Raw genomic sequence first — 19,704 nt, forward strand, 5'->3', positions numbered from 1 at the left:
ATCATTAAGAATATGGAAGATAAAGTAAGTTTTAACTGGGTCAAACAAGAGTTTTTCTCTGATGAGAATAAGAAACTTTACGTAAAGAAAGGAGAAGTATTACTGGACCCCCAACATAAAAACACCAGACTCTTTCTGGTTACCAAAGGTAAGTTTTTGGGCTATCTGAGTGATGCTGAAATTGGAAATTACCCCGTTTTTGAGGCCTCTGAAAACAAGTTCATTGGTGTATACAGTTACTTCTCAGATGATCATTATAGCTATTCCAAAGTAGTAGCTGTGGAAGACAGTGAAGTTTATTACTATGACAAGGTGAGGGAAGCGCACACTCCTGAGGAGATGCAGCGGTTATCCCAATTTCATATATCCATCGTGGTAAATGAATTATACGCCAGACAATACTTTGCTAAAAAAATGGCCCAGGAGCGCCACAACGATAGTCAACGGTTGTTGAAAGCTGAAAAAATGTCAACTCTTGGTCAGATGGCAGCTGGAGTTGCACATGAGCTCAACAACTCCATTGGGGTAATTGACGGCAGTATGGGAAGGCTTGCTGAGTTTATCAACAAATGCGTAGACTCCCACGGAGATCATCATTTACGAGATGTCTTTGAAACAGGTAAAAAAGGTCAGGAGATTAGTTCAGAAGAAGCAAGAACTATTAGAAAGCAATATGAAAAGATCAAGGGATTGACCGATGGTCAAATTCGAAAGCTTTCTAAAACTGGCATTCCTGCAAACGAAGTAATCAAAACATTGCAAAAAGACCCATCAGCTGCTGATCGTATCAACGAGTTTTGGGAAATGGGATGTACGCTGCATGATATGGAAATTGCAGCAAATCACTCTACGCATGTTGTGAGATCTGTCAAGCAACTTGGAGTCACTGAGCATCAGTGGTCAAAGGATGTGAGCATCAATCACACCATCTCTGAAGCAATGGTCATCTTGAAGAATTTAACCAAGCGGGTCAAAACGACAGTCTTTCTGGATGAATATATCCCAAATACTGAAGCATGCCCTGGACAACTCGTTCAGGTCTGGATCAATTTGGTTAAAAACGGCATTGAGAGTATGCTTTCCAGCCAAACAGAGGACCCTCAAATCAGGATTGCCTCTGGCCATGATGCTAAAAACATCATTATAACAGTTACTGACAATGGGCCAGGCATACCTGAAGATATTAAACAACGAATTTTCGAGCCCAGTTTTACTACTAAGGTCGATGGTCTAAACTTTGGGTTAGGTCTTGGGCTGGCAGTAGTTCAGCGCATTGTGACAGAACACGATGCTGTAATAGAAGTAAACAGCGAACCTGGCCATACAGAGTTCACAGTAAAAATCCCCTTAATTTCATAGTCATGGACAAGTTATATATCATATGTGTAGATGATCAGCGTGAAGTGCTCAATGCATTGACGGAAGATCTGGAAGTCTTTGAAAATCATGTGAAAATTGAAGAATGCGAATCTGTAAAAGAAGCCTGGGATGTCATGGAAGAAGTTGATAACGAAGGCGACTATGTGGCCCTACTCATTACAGATCAGGTAATGCCCAATAATACAGGTGTTGATTTATTGAAGAAACTTAGTGCTGACATAAGATTTGGGGCTACCAAAACGATCCTTTTGACCGGTCAGGCTACCCATAAAGACACCATTGAGGCGATCAACAGTGCTCATTTGAATCATTATATTGAAAAACCGTGGAAAAAAGACGATCTTCACGCCACTATCAAAACGTTGATTACTCAATTCGTTTTGGATAAAGGTCTTGAATATCAATCTTACATGGATATTTTAGATCAATCGGTTCTCTTGAACAACTTAAGAAAGACAACATAATCTCACCCAGATAAAGAGTTTGATTCGGCTCACGACCACTATCACCATACCTAAAAGGTCGTGGGTCGATCAAGATTTTCATATTGCCATTTGACATCATCAGTGATGAAAAGAATTGTTTTATACACACTAACTTTTGTTTGTGGGTTGATCCTTCACGGACAAGAAAAAGTAACACTCTACGGAGGAATGCAAATCTGGGGTCGCTATACAGACCTAAATCCAGGCTCTACCATCGGCTCGAATGAAGCTATAAATTCTCTCGACTTCAGTATTAGACGTTATCGGATTGGACTCAAAGCTCAACCTTATGACTATTTGAGTTTCAATATCCAGCTCGGAAATAACAACCTGAGCAGATATCAAAAGGATCAGCCTCCTAAACTACTGGATGCATATGCTACCTGGCACATTAACGATAACACGAAAATCACTGCAGGGAAACATGCATGGACTGGCCTATCCCGATATGCAGCTCCATCTACCTTTGGAGCCATTTCTTCAGACATCAATTATGCTGCAACACCTTCCCTAAATGTTCATGATGATTTCTTTAGAAGAATTGCTATCGCTTTTCATGGGCAAATTGGCCAATTGGATTATCGAGCAATAGTGGCTAAGCCGTTTACCAATTCACTCACACCAACACTGAGTGATCAGGCAACTTTTGTGAACGAGCCAACAGCATTTATCTATAGTACCTATTTAAAATACCAGTTCTTTGATCATGAATCATTATCCAGTGCATGGAGCAGTTGGTCATATCTAGGCAGTAAGAAGATTCTCGCCTTCGGAGCAGGCTTTTACCAACATGAAAAAGCTACTCAATCATTAATTAACAGCGACACTACATTTCATTCCATGACTTCCTTGGCGATAGACGTGTTTGCCGATATGCCATTGAACAACAACAAAATATTCACCGGCTACATAGGTCTCATCAATCACAATTTCGGACCAAAGTTCATACGAATGGTAGGTGCTAATAACCCTGCTGATGGCTCGTCTGGGTTAGGCTCACTGAATGGAAAAGGAAATAGTTTCCCGATCACAGGAACCGGACAGATAGTATTTACGCAAGTTGGACTGGGCTTCAAACTAGAAAACGATCGGGTGGTTCAACCTAATATTTCTGCTCAATTTTCTACACTTGAATTTATTGACGACAGCTTGCTTTTGATTGAAGGTGGAGTGAGTTATTACCTAGATGGTCACAAATCTAAGCTATCAATCTCTGCTCAAAGAAGACCTGTTCTTGCCGAAATCAATGATAAAGTAGCAGTCGATGACTACAAATACATGATTATTGGTCAATACCAAATTAGATTTTAAATCATTAGGCGATATTTGCGGCTGATATGGAAACAGCTGTTACTCCCCCGGAAATCAAAAAATTACACAATCGCATCAATTCTGAGATTGGCAAAGCTATTGCTGAGTTCAAAATGATCGAAGAAGGTGATAAAATCATGATCGCCGTAAGTGGAGGAAAAGACAGCTTATGCATGCTTCATTTTTTGAAAGCTTTCCAAAGTAAAGCACCTATCAATTTTGAAATACTTGCAGTAAACCTTGATCAGGGTCAACCTGGTTTTCCAGATCATATTCTCCCAGAGTTGTTCAAAAACTGGGAGGTGCCACACCATATCGAGTTTCGGGATACTTATTCGGTAGTCGTTGATAAAATCAAGGGAGGAAAAACCTACTGCTCACTCTGCAGCAGATTGCGCAGAGGGGTTTTGTATGACCTGGCAAAGAAATTTGGGTGCAACAAATTGGCTCTAGGTCATCATTTGGATGATTTGATAGAGACATTTTTGATGAATGCCTTCTATTCCGGACAGCTAGCCTCGATGGCACCACATTACCAAACAGAAAAAGAAGGCATCAGCGTTATCAGACCTCTTTATGCACTTGAGGAAGAAATCATAGCGCAGTATGCTGCACATCAGGAGTGGCCGATTGTGCCCTGTAACCTGTGTGGCTCACAAGATGGTATGAAACGCCAGTACATCAAAAACTTATTAGTCAAACTGAAAGAGGACAATCCACAAATTAAATCAAGCATTTTGAATGCTATGAGAAATCCGGATCCTAACTTTTTGCTGGCTCCGGCGTTATGGAGTGGAGATATTCCGCATTCATAGCCATTCATGACTTTTTTAGATTCGAATTACAACCATCTATTCTTCAGTCGAATAACACGCAATAAATCAACAAGACTCTTAGTATTTTGCCTCTTGTTAATCTGTTTTCGCTACCAATTAACGGCTCAGAGCGAATCGGATAGCACAAGCTTAACTCGAGAAGATTCGGCATCCATTGCAGAAATTTTCATTCCAGAATACAAGCAAATCGATGATGAAGAAATACTGAATATCATTGATAACATGCCTGTTTTTGGCATTTACCAGGACAACTATTTCATTACTGGGATTCCTATCAATGAAGCAGTGACACAACATACTGCCGATGCTAAATACCAAGTAAGTTTTAGACACCGGGTCACCAAAACAGTGCTCCCGCTTAACACGGCACTATTCCTTACCTATACGCAGCGATCATTTTGGAATGTGTATGAAGAGTCTCTACCCTTTAAAGATTCTAATTTTAATCCAGGACTTGCTTTTTCCAGACATCTTATCACTAAAGGAAAACTTTGGGGAATTGCTAATATAGGATTAGAGCATGAGTCCAATGGGCGAGACTCCATTTACTCTAGAAGCTGGAATTACCTCATGGGTAATGTGACTTATTATCTAAATGGATCTATTTCTCTAACTGGAAAAGTCTGGATGGGTTTCTTAGCTGAAGAAAATCAAGATCTGTTTGGTTACAAAGGAATTGGCCAGCTAACCTTTAATTATCATTCCAAAGATGACTTTTTGTACGTATCGGCTACTATCAATCCAAGAAAAAGAGGGAGAGTTAATACGATTGTTGAAGTAAGCATCAGACCTTTCGAGTCGATGAATCAATACGTGTTTTTACAATGGTATCAGGGCTATGCAGAAAATCTACTCAACTACAACGAGCTCACTTCCAAAGTCCGTTTGGGTTTCTGTATCAAACCCACCTTTAGAAGTTTTTACTAAATCAATTGGTGAAATAAATCCCGCGCTTGTTTAGGCGGTTTTTGAATTTGATTAGGTCAATAAACAAAGAAGTACCTAACACAGTCATGACTGCACCAAGTGTCCCGCAGAATAGTAAAAACTCAAAAGCTACTCCTGTGTACAGCCAATAAACGGTAAATGCACACAACGCAATTCCGATGATGGATATCGATAGATCCAGGAAAGAATAAAGTCTGAATTTAGAGTTAGCCATGTCCTTGAGTATTTTAATTTCTACAACAAAGTAAGACATGATTGATTTACAAATCAATAATCAGCTAAATATTTAAATATTATTTAACAAATAGCTGATTTAATTGAATATTAGATAATATAGTAAAGTGTTATAAACGTGTTTTGTACGATTATACTAACAAGCCATTATCTGATGAACTCAACTTTCAGGACATCCCATTAACCAATCAATTGATTTTGGTCATGAAAGCCTTTCGATAAGTCTCACCAATTGGCAAGTATTTATCACCTATTCTAACCCTGTTCTTTTCTATTTCATCAATCTTAGCAATTGGAATTAGATAAGATTTATGAATTCGTACAAAATCGGATGAAAGTTGAGACTGTAACTCAGCAAAGCTTTGCAAGGTCAGAATACGCTCCGAAGAAGTATAAATACTCAAATAGTCTTTCAGACCTTCTATGTACAGGATATCGTCCAGCATTACCTTTACCAAGCGGTTCTCCGTTTTGACAAAAGCATAATCCTTTACAACTTCTTCGACTGTCGCTTCCTTTTTGACTCCTTGATTTTTAGCTCGTTGGAGTGCTTTTTGAGAAGCTTGCAAGAATCTTCTAAAGTTTAGCGGTTTTAACAGATAATCTGTAACATCCAGCTCAAAACCATCTACAGCATATTCACTGTATGCAGTTGAAAAAATGATTTGAGGCTTTTTGGTCAACACCTGAACCAGTTGTGTCCCCAAAATTTGGGGCATCTGAATATCTAAGAAAATCAGATCAACATCGGTATCTTGTAAAAAGACTAGTGCATCCAACCCGTTTTCAAAAGAACCTAGAAGTTCAAAAAACGGAACTTGTCCTATATAATCCACCAATTTCTCCAATGCTAGTGGCTCATCATCTATGGCAATGCATTTAATTTTCATTGAGATCAATTTTAAGGTTCAAAACATATTCATTATTTAAAATCTCCACAGACATTGAATGTCTTTCAGGGTAAATCAACTCTAAACGTCGTTTCACGTTCTGAAGCCCAATACCTCCGGTCTTGTCTTTTTGGATGATCATTTCAGAATCAAAACTATTAATTACAGTTAGTTCCACTTTTCCACTTAATTCTACAATCTTTCCATAGACTTTGATACCCTCGGGAGTTGAAGTGGCGTGCTTGAAGGCGTTTTCAACAAATGGAATAAACATCATTGGCGCAATCTGAGTCATTGGATTTTCCAGGTTAGTTTCCAATTCAATAAGATCTTTTCGTTTAACTCTCATTCTCTCCAGGTCAAAATAGCTTTGCAAATACTCGACTTCTTTATTTATCTGCACAAATGGAGCAGTACTTTCATATAGCATATAACGCATAATTGCTGAAAGCTTCATAATAGCATCAGAAGCCTCTTCTGACACTTTATAAACAAGAGAATCAATATTATTGAGCGTATTGAATAAGAAATGTGGGTTGATTTGGTTTCGCAATAACGCAAGCTCACTTTGCAATCGGTACTTTTCCATCTGTGAAGCCAACTGACGATTCCGAAACCAATCAACGGTAAATCGAGCGATAAATGCACTTGCAATATTTAGCAGAACTGTCAAGGCTCGCCTTATAAATTCTAACCAAAAATTAAGGGTGCTATCACTTTCAATCCCAATGAGAAGGGCATCTAAGGATTCAATCCCTACCCAATCGTCAATTTTCATTTTGAGTAAAGGGTAAAGCATCAATATCCCAATTGACACTAAGGCAAATCGCAATGATTTACTGTTCAGCCATTTTGGAATGAAATAATAAAAGAAAGAGTAAAACAGGATCAACTTGAATGGAAAGGAAATCAAAACCCAGATGATCGAATATGAAATCTCTCTTTCTTCATTGATATTTATAAAGAAAAGAACAACAATTAATTGGACTAGCCAGTACGATACTTGAGCAAATATTTTGAGCGTTTTTTCTTTCATAGTTTAAGTTATTGGCCAAATATAGAGAGATATGCTGCTGTTAAAACAGCGAAATCTCACCTAATCTACCAACTCCAATATCCGGTCTGCCAACACCTTTTTAAAATCTGCAACCCGGTTGGCAGACTGTTTTAATGCCTTTGCAGAGTATTTGACATTGTTGATATATTTTATTTGATTCCAATTGAGAATAGTATTTGTTTCGCTCTATCAGATTTTTTTTAGATCGAAATGTAAGTTTCTCATGATTATATCTACTAATCACAAAAATCAAGGCTAACCATTATGAATTTATCCATCCAGAATTTAAGTAAAACCTATCCTAACGGTGTTCAAGCACTGAAAAACGTCACGTTAGATATTCCTGTCGGCATGTTTGGACTTCTTGGACCAAACGGTGCAGGAAAATCATCATTGATGAGAACCATTGCTACTCTTCAAGAACCCGATTCAGGAAGCATTCAGCTTGGCGATCTCAACGTACTGACTCAAAAAACTGAGGTCAGAAAAGTTTTGGGATATCTTCCGCAGGAGTTTGGGGTCTATCCAAAAGTATCAGCACTCGATTTATTGGATCACATTGCTGTGCTTAAAGGAATTACCAACGGTAAAGAACGTAAGGCGCTTGTTAAATCACTCCTTCAAAAGACAAACCTTTGGCAACACCGAAAAAATAGTGTTGGTGGTTACTCAGGAGGTATGAAGCAACGCTTTGGTATCGCCCAGGCATTGATTTCTGATCCTAAACTTATCATCGTGGATGAACCAACAGCTGGATTGGACCCGGCGGAAAGAAACCGCTTCCTTAACCTATTGAGCGAGATTGGTGAGAACACTGTAGTCATCCTTTCTACACACATTGTAGATGATGTAAAAGAACTATGTACTAAAATGGCCATCATCAATCAAGGTGAAGTGCTCCTAACCGGGAACCCAATCGAGTCCATCAATAGCATAGAAGGTAAAATCTGGAGCAAAACCATCGATAAAGAGGAGCTTATAGCATATCAGGACAAGTACAATGTCATCTCTGAGCGATTGATAGCTGGAAAGCCTGAGATTCATGTGTATAGTGACTCACGTCCAGATGACAGCTTCGCTCCTAAGCCTGCTGACCTGGAGGATGTCTATTTCTCCAAAATCAAAGAAACAACTCAAACTGCTGAAGCAGTCTAACACGAACTGGCAGACTCAGGTCCAAATAGAGAATTAACCTTTACTGAATACCACTCTGCCAAAAAATAGATAAACGTATTATTAAAATACTAACCTAAACTTCACATGCTAGAGTTTATACGATTTGAATTGAGTTACCGCCTCAACAGGCCGGCAACCTACATATACCTCATTCTAATGATATTGATGGGCTTCCTTGCAGGAGGAACGGATATCGTAAGAGCTGGAGGTAGCGGAGGAAAAGTAATGGAGAATGCTCCTATTGTGATCACACAGCTCATGGTGGCCATGATGATCTTTGGAACATTTATCACTTCCGCTGTAATGGGGGTTCCTGTTTTACGTGATTTCGAACACAAGACAGACTCCATGATATTCACTACTCCTACTAACAAATTTCAATACCTCACCGGTAAGTTTATTGGGTCTTTCATAACCACACTCATTATTACTGCCGGCTTGGTGATTGGGATGATAGTAGGACAAACTGGTGATTGGTCATGGATGGACAATGCAGACCGATTGATGCCTTTTGACATTATGGCATATATCAATCCTTACCTGGTCTTTGTCCTACCCAACTTATTCTTTTTTAGTGCAATATTCTTTCTTGGAGGCGCTTTGGGTAAAAGAATGGTGGTGGTATATGCGCAAGGTATCATCCTATTTATGGGTTACCTGGTAGCTCAAACATTCATTGCCCAGTTAGATAATCAAGGAACGGCAGCCATTCTTGATCCGTTTGGTTTTGGAGCATTGCAAGTGACCACACAGTACTGGACAGTTGCTGAACAAAACACATTATACATGCCATTTTCAGGCTATATTCTATCCAATAGATTAATCTGGCTGGCTATTGGTGTGGCGTGTTTAATCTTCCTGTACATCCGCTTTGATTTTAACCTTACTGGAAATGCTTCTTCCAAAACAAAGAAAAAAGCCAAAAAAATGGCCCGAGAGGATAAAGAAGAAATTCTTTCACCTGTCGTCAATCAACTATTTGGATTATCTGCGCAGATCACTCAGCTCAAGAGTCTTTCCATTTTTTATTTCAAATGGATCATCAAGCAACTTCCATTTATTTTCATTGCGCTTGCAGGTGTAGCTTTTGTTTTCATCATTGCATTTGTAGGAGCTGAAGGAAGCTATGGAATTGAGCTGTATATGACCTCTTCCAGAGTGACACAGTTCATCGGGATTTTCAACTTATTCTTTATCATCATCATTGTTTTTTACACAGGTGAAGTGGTTTGGAAAGAGCGAGATGTTAAAATGAATCTCATCTATGATGCACTCCCTTATCCAAACTATATCAGCATGGCTAGTAAGTTTCTGGGTATGGTACTGATGAGTATCTCCCTTATGCTTCTACTCATGTTTTGTGGTATCATTATCCAATTGATAAGTGGTTATCCAGAAATCGATTGGTCATTATACTTCACAGAGCTATTCATAGACACACTCGGGACTATGATTCTTTACTTGATGCTTGGCTTATTTATTCAGGCAGTAGTGAATCATAAATTCATAGGATTTGGGTTGATGTTCATTTTCTACATTTCCATGATCGTAATGAGCGAACTTGGAATTGAACACACCATGTTCTATTTCGGAAGAACAGGCTTAGGTGGATATTCAGAAATGAACAATTTCGGTCATTACTTCCAGCCATTCTCCTGGCTCAATGTCTATTGGTTTGGTTTTGCAGTCATCCTGTATTCGGTAGCTATACTGTTCACTGTTCGAGGGATTGACTCTAATTTCTTCATTCGACTGAAACTTGGAAAGCAACGAGTAAATGGTCAAGTGATCATGGTGATTGTTTTTGCCCTGATCGTCTTTGCTGGTAGTGGAGGATACATTTATTACAACACCAACGTGCTGAATGAGTACCAAAACTCCGATGATGGAAAAGCTGAGAGAGCTAAGTATGAGCGCACATTGAAGCAATATGAAACGCTCGTTCAGCCTAAAATCATTGGAACGAAACTGGACGTTGACATCTTCCCTAAGAATCGAGACTTCAAGGCATCAGGATATTTCCTTTTGAAAAATAAAAGTAATGATACCATACCTGCTATTCACATCCAGAATGCTGCAGATGATCAGGTTAGTACAGTCTTATCATTTGATAAAGGAGTAACTGAGGATACGACCAATAATGAATTTGGGTATGTGATTTACACTTTGGACCAACCGATGTATCCAGGAGATACAATCAAAATGAATATCGATGTGAGTTTCACAACTGTTGGGTTTAAAGAAGGAGGATCCAATACTGACATTGTATACAATGGTACTTTCTTTAATAATACTCAGTATTTTCCGTCCATCGGATACAACGATGCTGCGGAGTTGAGTAGTGATGATGACCGGAAAGAGCAGAAGCTAGAACCTAAAGAGCGAATGATGGAAACGGATGATCCAAGAGGGATTGCTCAAAGTCTTTTTGGAGATGATGCAGACAAAATCACTTTTGAAATTGTCGTATCCACTGATAGCAGCCAAATAGCCATCGCTCCGGGATATCTTCAGAAAAAATGGAATGAAGGAGATCGGGTGTATTACCACTACAAAATGGATACTCCTATGGTCAATTTCTATTCGATGATTTCTGCCGATTACACCGTCATTAAAGACACGTGGCAGCCACCTGTAGATTCACTTCCTGAAGTTGCTTTGGAAATTTACTACAATAAAGGTCATGAATACAATACGGATAAAATGATGCGTGGTATGAAGGAAGCATTGACCTACTATACCAATAACTTCAGTCCGTATCAGTTCAGACAGTTGCGAATTATGGAGTTTCCGAAGTATCGAAGTTTTGCACAGTCGTTTGCTAATACAGTGCCATTCTCTGAAGGAATTGGATTCATCCAAAACATTAAAACGGATGATGTAGACCTGCCATTCTATGTAACAGCACATGAAGTGGCTCACCAGTGGTGGGGACATCAGGTGACAGAAGCTGGAGTAAAAGGTAATGCGATGTTATCAGAAACGCTTTCGCAATACTCTGCACTGATGGTAATGAAACACAATTTCCCTCAAGAGATCATCAAAGAATTCTTGAAATACGAATTGAATTCTTACCTGATGGGAAGAACATTTGAACAGAAAAAAGAAATGCCACTTTACCAGGTAGAGGGACAGGGTTATATCCATTATCGAAAAGGATCTCTAGTGATGTATGCTCTTCAGGATTATATTGGAGAGGATAGCGTGAATGCTGCTTTGAAGCGATTCAATCAGGATTGGGCATTCAAAGATGCTCCATACCCTACTTCCAAGGATTTGCTCAAGTACTACAGAGCAGTCACTCCAGATAGTCTGCAATACATCATCAAAGACATGTTTGAGACAATTACTTTGTTTGAAAACAAAACTACTGAAGCTGAATATGAAGAAATCTCAGATTCAGAGTACGTTGTGGACTTGACGGTGAGCACCATCAAATATCAAGCGGATAGTCTTGGAAATGAAGAAGAGCAAGTCCTAAAAGACTGGATAGACATTGGAGTCTTCACGGAAGACAGCAAAGGAAAAGACAGTTTGATTTACCTGCAGAAGCATAAGATAACCCAGGAAGAAAATAAATTCGCGTTAACAGTTGGAGCCAAACCAACCAAAGCTGGAATCGACCCAATCAATAAATTGATTGATCGAAATCCACAGGACAACACGAAAACGGTTGACGAGAAAGAGGAAGAAAAACCAGAATCATAAAACAAAAAATCCCCAGCTGGTGAGCTGGGGATTTTTTACAATCTTTAGAATAGCTTATTTAATACACTCTTGATCGTAAGTGTAAACGTGCTCATTGAAGCTACCCCAATTATTCTTTTCAGCATTTAATACTGCTTCACAGTCTGACCAGAATTCGTCAAAATTCTTCTTGTACTTTTTCTTTTCGAACATTTCAGCAGGTTTATCACCTTTCTGAACAAAGTATGACTTAGCGATGCCACCAGCTACAGTAAAACCACCTACTCCAACAGAAGCAGTTTCTTTAGCAAACGGATCATGGTATACTTTCACACCACCACTAAATGAAGGGTTGAGCAACTGCATCAACATAGTCATCGTCTTTTTCTTTTTGATTTGAACCTCTGTTTGTTCAAAGTACGCTAAACCTTGATTTAATAAATCTCTGTTCAACTTTTCATTTGTCCACTTGTTAGCTTTATTGATAAATTCTGTCGCTTTTGACAAATTATCCAAAGCATTTGGAGGCAAGTACATGAAGCTCACTTCTGACGGTTGAAGATCTCTCTCAACACCATCCACTTCTACTCGGATGAATTTGATCAATCCTTTTTTTCTCTTGATCTTATCAATTTTACACACTAGCTCAGTTCCATCAGTTAGTGTCACAAAAGCATCCTTCTGGTGTGAAAACATGTTAGAAGGTGTCACAAATTCCTGTGACTTAGCCGAATAGGTTAGTAGCATTACCGCTGCTACAAAAGTTAATCGAATTACGTTTTTCATAAATTGGTTGTTATATCATTAATCGGCTAATATCTGTTATTTATCGAAGAAAACAATTATTTCGTCGATGCAATTATTGATAAAAATTAAAACAGTAGCTCACTTAAATGTGAACGCCCTGGCTTAAAAGCCAAGGCGTTTTCAACCACTAACCACGACATGTGGACTATGCTACTCCTTTACGAGCCTTTTGGTAATCAACTTATCTTCTTGCTCTATCATCATAAAGTACACGCCATTTGGTAAGTCTGAAATATTCATAGACACCTTTGAATCATTCCAGTTTTTCTCGAATAATTCAGTCTGAATGATACGACCATCTGATGACAACAACGTCAGTTTTACAGCTCCTTTTTCTGAATCAATGCGAACGTACACTTTTCGTGAAGTTGGGTTTGGATATAGCCTCACTTCCTGCAAGACAGGTGAATCATTTTCACTAAGTATGGAAGAAATCTCCAACTCAAACGTCTTTTCGTAAATACCATTCTTTGTATCTGTGGTTCTAATCCTCACATTTAAAAAAGAAGTCTCCAACTCGCTCACATCGGTATTGAGAATTAGTGATTGCCCATCAATGGTAAATAAGTCATTATCCTCAGACCCAACTCCTGAAGCAAGTGTATATGTGAATGAATTATCATCTGCGTCCTCTGTCGACAACACTCCTACTAAATCTCCTGAAGTAGACGCATATTGAATAATCTGATTATTCAATGAGATAGACGTAGGTAATTGATTAGGTACTGTAGCTCGCTCAAACAACACCAATCCAACTAACTCCTCTGCAGGATAATCATCCAAATAGGACACATATACACTATCAGCTACTCCAACTTGAATTTGCCTATCAGAACTTACTTCATCAGTAAACCCGAACGAACCAGTAAATATCCCTGAATTAGAACTTGTTTCCTGCAGCGTAAGGTTGATTCCATCACTATCACTGACTGAGCTAATTGTTACATCCTGAACTTCTCTCAAAGATGGGTTTTGGTTAACACCCCCATCTTTAAGTGTAACGGTCACTTTCTTATCAAGTCCATTCACTTTAGTACTGCTAAAATTGAAAGACGCCCTGGAACTCTGTTCATCCGTCACGGTCACTGTATAAATCAATGAGTCCTTAGCCAGCGTTGGATCAGTAACTAGTACTTTGACCTGACTTACCCCTACCTGGCTACTGGTTGGAGTCCACGAAATCACTTCATTATTAATCGTCATCTCTTCTGGTGCAACAACTAATTGATAAGTCAAATTATCTCCATCTGCATCTGAAGCTTCAACCGTTTGAGTGTAGACATCACCAAGCCGAACATGGTCTAGAATGTTTGAAGTCATAATCTCAGGTTCGTTATTGTGAATAGTACTGATATAATCCAAGGAAATAATGTTGGACAGATTGGATCTCTCTTTTTCGGCATTCATAGCACTAACGGCAAACTGATAGGATTTGCCTGGATGTAAGTCCACAAACGTAAATGTCGTTTTACTACCTGAGTTATAGGATTGACTAGCTGAAGTCAACGCTTCACCTTCTTGTAGGTACACCAGGTACCGACTGGCACCTGCACTCGCTGACCAGCTCAAAGACACGTTATCATTGCTAACCACAGCCTCTTCCAATACAGGCACTTCAATCTGAGAAGCTTTATTGATCTGGATAGCTTCATCATAATAAGTTATAACCGGCGCATTGCTACCATCATCAATAATACCATAGACATAATAAGTACCATTATCTACCTCAGATACATCCCAGGTTAATAAGTCAGATTCATCATCCTCAGAAATACCACCAGCGATCAGCACGCCATCAGCTCCTTGCTCATCCATATCATAGTAGAATGAAAGGGTGGCATCAGAATCTAAATCTTCATCTTCCCATCGAATATCTATTTCATTTGATTCACCATCATTTGTGACACTTTCAATAGTTAATGTTGGACCAAATTCAGCACCTGCAATATCCAACTCAAACTGACCTGTTCCTGCTATTTTCACTAGATAGTCTCCAGGAATTGTGTTGGTCAATACGATGTGTGCCTGATTACGCTCATCAAACTCTGTGTACGCATAGCCCATCTCAAACGCATTTTCCTTAGTTACCTCCTGTCCTGTTGGCAACACCATGCTAAAAGTCGGCATATCATCTTCGCCTTCCACTCGAATGATCACAGCTTCCAGGCTATTGCTCAAACTGAATGGGAACTCCGTATTTTCAATATCCAATCGTCTTCCTTGAGGATTGATGTTGCTATTGATCACAATACTCTGACCTTCCAGATGATGTTTTTTTGCGGTTAGAAAATCATTCTCAAATCTCATCGCATATGGAAGCTCTTCCATTGCGAATCGGGCTCCGTTTCTCGAACTGGCTTCATCATTCAAAATCGTGAATTCAGCCCCAAAAGTGATTGTTGGAGTTTCACCAATTAGAGTAATGGTAGCAGATATTTTTATTGGAACAGGAGGAATTACTGTCGCACCTGTAATACGCTCTTCATTGAAAGCCACACTCACTTCAGCCAAAGTGATCGGCAAAAACTCATTGACAACTCCTCTGATAAAATCAGGAAAACCTTCCTGCATTTCAGGAATGGTGTAAGCCAGGCTTGCGTTTCCGGATATTTTCAATTGATCTCCAAACGGCATGACACTGATCCGAGCATTACCTTTGAATATTTCTAACAAAGAGAAAAACGCTTCCGCACTGATGGCAGTATTGTTTCCTTCAATACCTGCTTCTGCTATGTCCATACTAAACAACTGGAGGGTTCCTCCAGCCTTCATGGATACTCCAAAGGTGTATTCAAACCCTACATTATTTAATCGAATAATTTTATTGATTCCGGGAGCCACTGGAACTATATCAACTCCCAGGGCGATGGCAAGCGGCGGTACTTGTAAACCTGTAATAGATCCATTACCTCCAGCTAAAGCAAACCCAGTGGTACCAAGTGGCACTCCCGGGAGGGTTTCAATCTCTAGCGATACGCCATCCAGACCGCCTTTTTTCATCACAATCTCCGCATTGATACTCAACTCAAAAGCTCCTGCCTCAGATGTAATGGATCCTGCACCTCTGAATTCATCCTTAAACGAATCAAACTCAAACTCGACAGACTCAATATTGAATAGCTCGTAAACAGTCAGAGGACTGGAAATAGCGAATTTTCCAGAAACATACACTCCACTGTCTTTAGAGATGAAGAAATTATCCATATTGAACCCTGCATCTGGACCAAATACTACCTCAGGAAGCGATAGTCCTCCACCAGCTCTTACACCTTCTGCATTAATTTTTAAATCATTCAGCTTAACCTCCAGGCCGATAATTTCAAAGAAACTCTCCCCTCTTGATTCATCTTCTGGGTTTAACATAAGCGTAGAATCTTCACCGTTGATGTGGTATTTAAATCCACCTGTTCGGAGATTCACTATGCCATGTGCCATGTTTCCATTAGGCGGCACATCCGTCACATATACATTCCCATTCCCTTCTATAGTGGCATTTTCCAAATCTATATCCACTTCATCACCCAGCTGAAGGTCACCCACGTGTACATTTCCTATCAGTGTTTTTACTGCTCCTTCTCTACGGAAGTCATCGCCTACAAAAGTGAGTGCACCAATTGTTACAATCGGTGGCTCAACACCAATACCAGAAACAGGAAGTTTCTCATAATACACTTCATTTCTCGCATTGCGAAAAGCCAAACGAATAGAATCTTGAATCAGACCAAGATCAACTGGACGAAATACCACATTGACCACTTGGGAGTCTCCAGGCGCTAACGTTAATGGAATGAACGATCCCTCAACTGTTGGAGCATCATACCCACTATACAAAACATGAAACAAAGCATCAGGATCTGGAAACTCAAAATCAAAATTTAAGTCCGCCTGACCTTCATTGGTCAAGACAAAAGGCAAAATATGCTCAAAACCATAGAAAGAACTATCGAAATCGAATGAAGACTGAGATAAAACAGGAACTGGCCCTAAACCCTCTGCCACGATAGGCACCCTCGCATAATTTGTTGGTGAATTTTCTGAAGCAAAATCATCATTGGTTAATATGCTAAGTGTACCTTCAAATAATCCTCCAACAATCGGAGAAAAGAGGAATTCAATGGAGTCCACTTCTCCAGGAGCAATTGTCATAGGCAAACCAAAGGCATTAGACCCTCCACTGAAAGCACCACTGGATCCAACATCAAAACCTGCAGAAGTAAGAACCAGATCACGGTTGCCCTTGTTTTCAACTCCAAACTTAACTGTTTGCATTTGACCTACTTCTACACCACCTACTATCACCGTATCGTTAGCAACATAGAAATCAGGAGCCGTAAAACCAGCAGCTGTAAGTGTTGCGATTAGTGGTCCATTCACCACATTGCAATTCATGGTCAAAGTAGCCGTAGCACTTCCATCTCCATCCGGAGTAAAACCAATGAGAACAGCTGTAGTTTGCCCTGCTTCGAGAGTAAGAGGGAATCCTAAATCATTCACATAAAACAAATCCGCATCTGCTCCAGTCAGTTCAAAGCCATATATCGTTGCTGGATCGTCCCCAAAGTTGGTAATCTCCTGAGCATACTCTACAGAATCTCCCTGGATGGTTCGCCCAACATAAATACTGCTTGAAAAAGACAAAACGGGCTCTATTCCGTTTCCAGTCAAGGACACACTCATTTCTGACGGCACGTTGTTACTCACTGTGGTCAAAGTGGCAGATCTTGATCCCTTAATAGCAGGATTCATATTGATTGGTATGCGAATTACGGTATCAGCCGGTATTACAATTGGGAATAATTCTGCATCAATCGCAAAGTCACCACCAGCAGCACCTACAATGTTGATAGAAGAAATAACCAGATCACCATCTCCTTCATTCACTACTTTTAGCGAATCAACCACTGTTTCTTCTATGGATACGCCTCCAAAATTGAGCGAATCTAAGGGCAAGTCAAATTCATTTGAGATATATGCAATCGGGTAGGTTACATCGGCCTGAAGGCTGACTGTTTTAAAATTAGGACCACTTACGATATTGACTGTAGCATATAAATCATTCAGACCAGTTGGCGCAAAACGGACTGTAATCGGCAACTCCTCACCATCTCCAAGTACTACTGGAAAAGTAGGAAAGTCCACAAACTGAACCTCACCGCTTGTAGAAGAGCTGCTACCAAATGAAACCGAATGGATGGTTAGGTTTTCAGTTCCTGAATTGCTGATTATGAAAGTGGTGTCTGTAGCTTTTAACCTTTCGGCTTCCAATGAAATTAAGGATGTACTTGTATTTAGAATTGGAGGATAAACTGCATTGGCAACCAAATGTAGTGTATGCGGGCTGTTTTCAGCATTGGAAGTAATTGTTGCTACCGCATATTTCTCTCCTTTACCACGGACTCCTGGAAAGAATGAGATACCTCTTACACTACTGGCAGAAACCTCAAATGGAAAACCTCCGAAATACTCAAAACTGCTAGCATTTGGCCCCGAAAAAGTCAATCCGGTAATGGTCACAGGAGCCCCACCAGTTGGCGACAATCCAAAATCCGCTACACTCTGACCATATTCAACATCCTTGTGCACATCTCCAAAATCTAAGGTATCCATGGATAGAGTCAATTCCCTGATCGCACCAAATGCAGTAAAATTGATCGCTTTATTGACATTGCCCAAAAGTGTAACCTGGCCATTGAGATTTTCATGAACATCAGGAGAAACAGTTAAACTAACAGTAGTTGATTCACCTGTGGCTAGAGTAAATGGAAATGAGGTAGAGCTACTAAACACTGATTCATAATCACCAAAATCAAACCCTGTAACTGTCAGGTCTGCGCTGATATTGTGATTGATAAATTCATTGGACACATCGAACGTAAGAGTACTGTCAGTATCAATTAAAACATTTCCATAGGCCAAAGTCTCTGGACTAAATACCGGATTGGGAGCTTTTTCATAAAAAACAAGATGACTCTTGGAAGGTGAAACCTGTTTTGGGTCATCATGCTCAATAACTAATTTTGCTGTTATAGATGTAATCCCAGGACCAGGAATACTAATAGGGTAAGTAGCCTCTACCTGAATATTCACGATAATGGAATCTCCAATACCAATTGACAGGGGTGTAGTATAATCTGAAACAAAGGTGTATTGCTCTGTGATATCTTCCAATGAAAGATCACTGATATTCAAATCGGTATTCCCCAAGTTCTTAATAATCGCCTGAATGGTATCAGGAGTTCCTACCGTCACCGCTAAAGCATCAAAAATGGTAGTTCCAGATGGCTGATTAAGAATAGTGATCTCCATCTCCGGCCTAATAGCTACCTCGCTGATTGCTACTATAGGTAGTTCATAAGTACCATTTTGCTCTGTGACCACATTGAGTGTGGCTGTTTTACTTCCAGCAACCATAGGGCTAAAAACCAAAGAGACCATCATTTGATTATCAAATGACTCGGTTCCACCCAAAGTATAAGGAGGAGAGCCATAGTTTCCTCCTAAAAATGAAAAATCATCTGCGTTGGGTCCTGTTATCACAACCTCTGTAATGACAATAGCACTATCTGTGTCATTAATGATACTAAAGTATCCATAATCGGTCTCTTCGGTTTCAGCTTCAAGTGAGAATGATGACTGTGAGAATGATAATCCCTGAGATTGGGCATGCAATGACAAAGTGCACAAGAGCAAGGAAAGCAAAACACACCTTCTTGCAAATAACGTTTTTGAAATACTCAAGAAATTTTGGATTATTAGATTAATAGCTGGCATAGTCTTAAATAACATTTTGATATCGGCTTTATGCTCGGATTATTGAAATGTAAAAAAAGCTATGAACAAGAACCTGAGGAATACGTGGTACTACGTAATTATATAAGAGGTAGTACAAAGAG

The 19,704-nt window shown here is 39.6% G+C and carries 12 protein-coding genes; 7 read left to right on the plus strand and 5 right to left on the minus strand.

Annotated elements, in window-relative coordinates:
- The first annotated feature begins 12 nt into the window (after positions 1-12).
- The 5 genes from NXS00_RS09085 (at position 13) to NXS00_RS09105 (ending at position 4,939) form a co-directional block, all read left to right on the plus strand.
- Complete coding sequence (locus NXS00_RS09085; protein WP_258098853.1) at positions 13-1,359, plus strand: ATP-binding protein; 1,347 nt, start codon at positions 13-15, stop codon at positions 1,357-1,359.
- 2 nt (positions 1,360-1,361) lie between these two features.
- Entirely contained in the window at positions 1,362-1,844 is a 483-nt protein-coding gene (locus NXS00_RS09090; RefSeq protein WP_258098854.1) for a response regulator, read from the plus strand.
- A gap of 105 nt (positions 1,845-1,949) precedes the next feature.
- Complete coding sequence (locus tag NXS00_RS09095; protein ID WP_258098855.1) at positions 1,950-3,176, plus strand: porin; 1,227 nt, start codon at positions 1,950-1,952, stop codon at positions 3,174-3,176.
- Positions 3,177-3,202: 26 nt separating this feature from the next.
- A complete protein-coding gene (ttcA, locus tag NXS00_RS09100) occupies positions 3,203-3,991 on the plus strand; it encodes a tRNA 2-thiocytidine(32) synthetase TtcA (protein WP_258098856.1) in 789 nt (262 codons plus the stop codon).
- Between the two features lie 93 nt (positions 3,992-4,084).
- Positions 4,085-4,939 carry a phospholipase A gene (locus NXS00_RS09105; RefSeq protein WP_258098857.1) on the plus strand — a complete coding sequence of 285 codons (855 nt, stop codon included), beginning with the start codon at positions 4,085-4,087 and terminating at the stop codon, positions 4,937-4,939.
- Position 4,940: 1 nt separating this feature from the next.
- Here the strand turns inward: NXS00_RS09105 and NXS00_RS09110 are convergent, their stop codons facing one another.
- The 3 genes from NXS00_RS09110 to NXS00_RS09120 all read right to left on the minus strand — a co-directional run bounded on the left by NXS00_RS09110 (position 4,941) and on the right by NXS00_RS09120 (position 7,120).
- Entirely contained in the window at positions 4,941-5,213 is a 273-nt protein-coding gene (locus tag NXS00_RS09110; RefSeq protein ID WP_258098858.1) for a hypothetical protein, read from the minus strand.
- Between the two features lie 169 nt (positions 5,214-5,382).
- The gene (locus NXS00_RS09115; protein WP_258098859.1) at positions 5,383-6,084 is read right to left on the minus strand and encodes a LytR/AlgR family response regulator transcription factor; all 702 of its coding nucleotides are present in this window, start codon (positions 6,082-6,084) and stop codon (positions 5,383-5,385) included.
- Positions 6,074-7,120 carry a sensor histidine kinase gene (locus NXS00_RS09120; RefSeq protein WP_258098860.1) on the minus strand — a complete coding sequence of 349 codons (1,047 nt, stop codon included), beginning with the start codon at positions 7,118-7,120 and terminating at the stop codon, positions 6,074-6,076. The genes NXS00_RS09115 and NXS00_RS09120 overlap by 11 nt, the downstream gene beginning before the upstream one ends.
- 285 nt (positions 7,121-7,405) lie before the next feature.
- On the opposite strand from NXS00_RS09120, the gene NXS00_RS09125 reads away from it, so the two are divergent.
- Together NXS00_RS09125 and NXS00_RS09130 are read left to right on the plus strand one after the other, a co-directional pair.
- Entirely contained in the window at positions 7,406-8,296 is an 891-nt protein-coding gene (locus tag NXS00_RS09125) for an ABC transporter ATP-binding protein (protein ID WP_258098861.1), read from the plus strand.
- Positions 8,297-8,401: 105 nt separating this feature from the next.
- Positions 8,402-12,025, plus strand: a complete 3,624-nt coding sequence (locus tag NXS00_RS09130) for a M1 family aminopeptidase (protein ID WP_258098862.1) — start codon at positions 8,402-8,404, stop codon at positions 12,023-12,025.
- A 54-nt stretch (positions 12,026-12,079) separates the two neighbouring features.
- Here NXS00_RS09130 and NXS00_RS09135 read toward each other — a convergent pair whose 3' ends face one another.
- Positions 12,080-12,790: a hypothetical protein gene (locus tag NXS00_RS09135; protein WP_258098863.1), complete on the minus strand. Its 711-nt coding sequence runs from the start codon at positions 12,788-12,790 to the stop codon at positions 12,080-12,082.
- 171 nt (positions 12,791-12,961) lie between these two features.
- A complete protein-coding gene (locus NXS00_RS09140; RefSeq protein ID WP_258098864.1) occupies positions 12,962-19,549 on the minus strand; it encodes a choice-of-anchor D domain-containing protein in 6,588 nt (2,195 codons plus the stop codon).
- Positions 19,550-19,704 lie beyond the last annotated feature (155 nt).

This window comes from Marinoscillum pacificum (assembly GCF_024714495.1).
Classification (GTDB): domain Bacteria; phylum Bacteroidota; class Bacteroidia; order Cytophagales; family Cyclobacteriaceae; genus Marinoscillum; species Marinoscillum pacificum.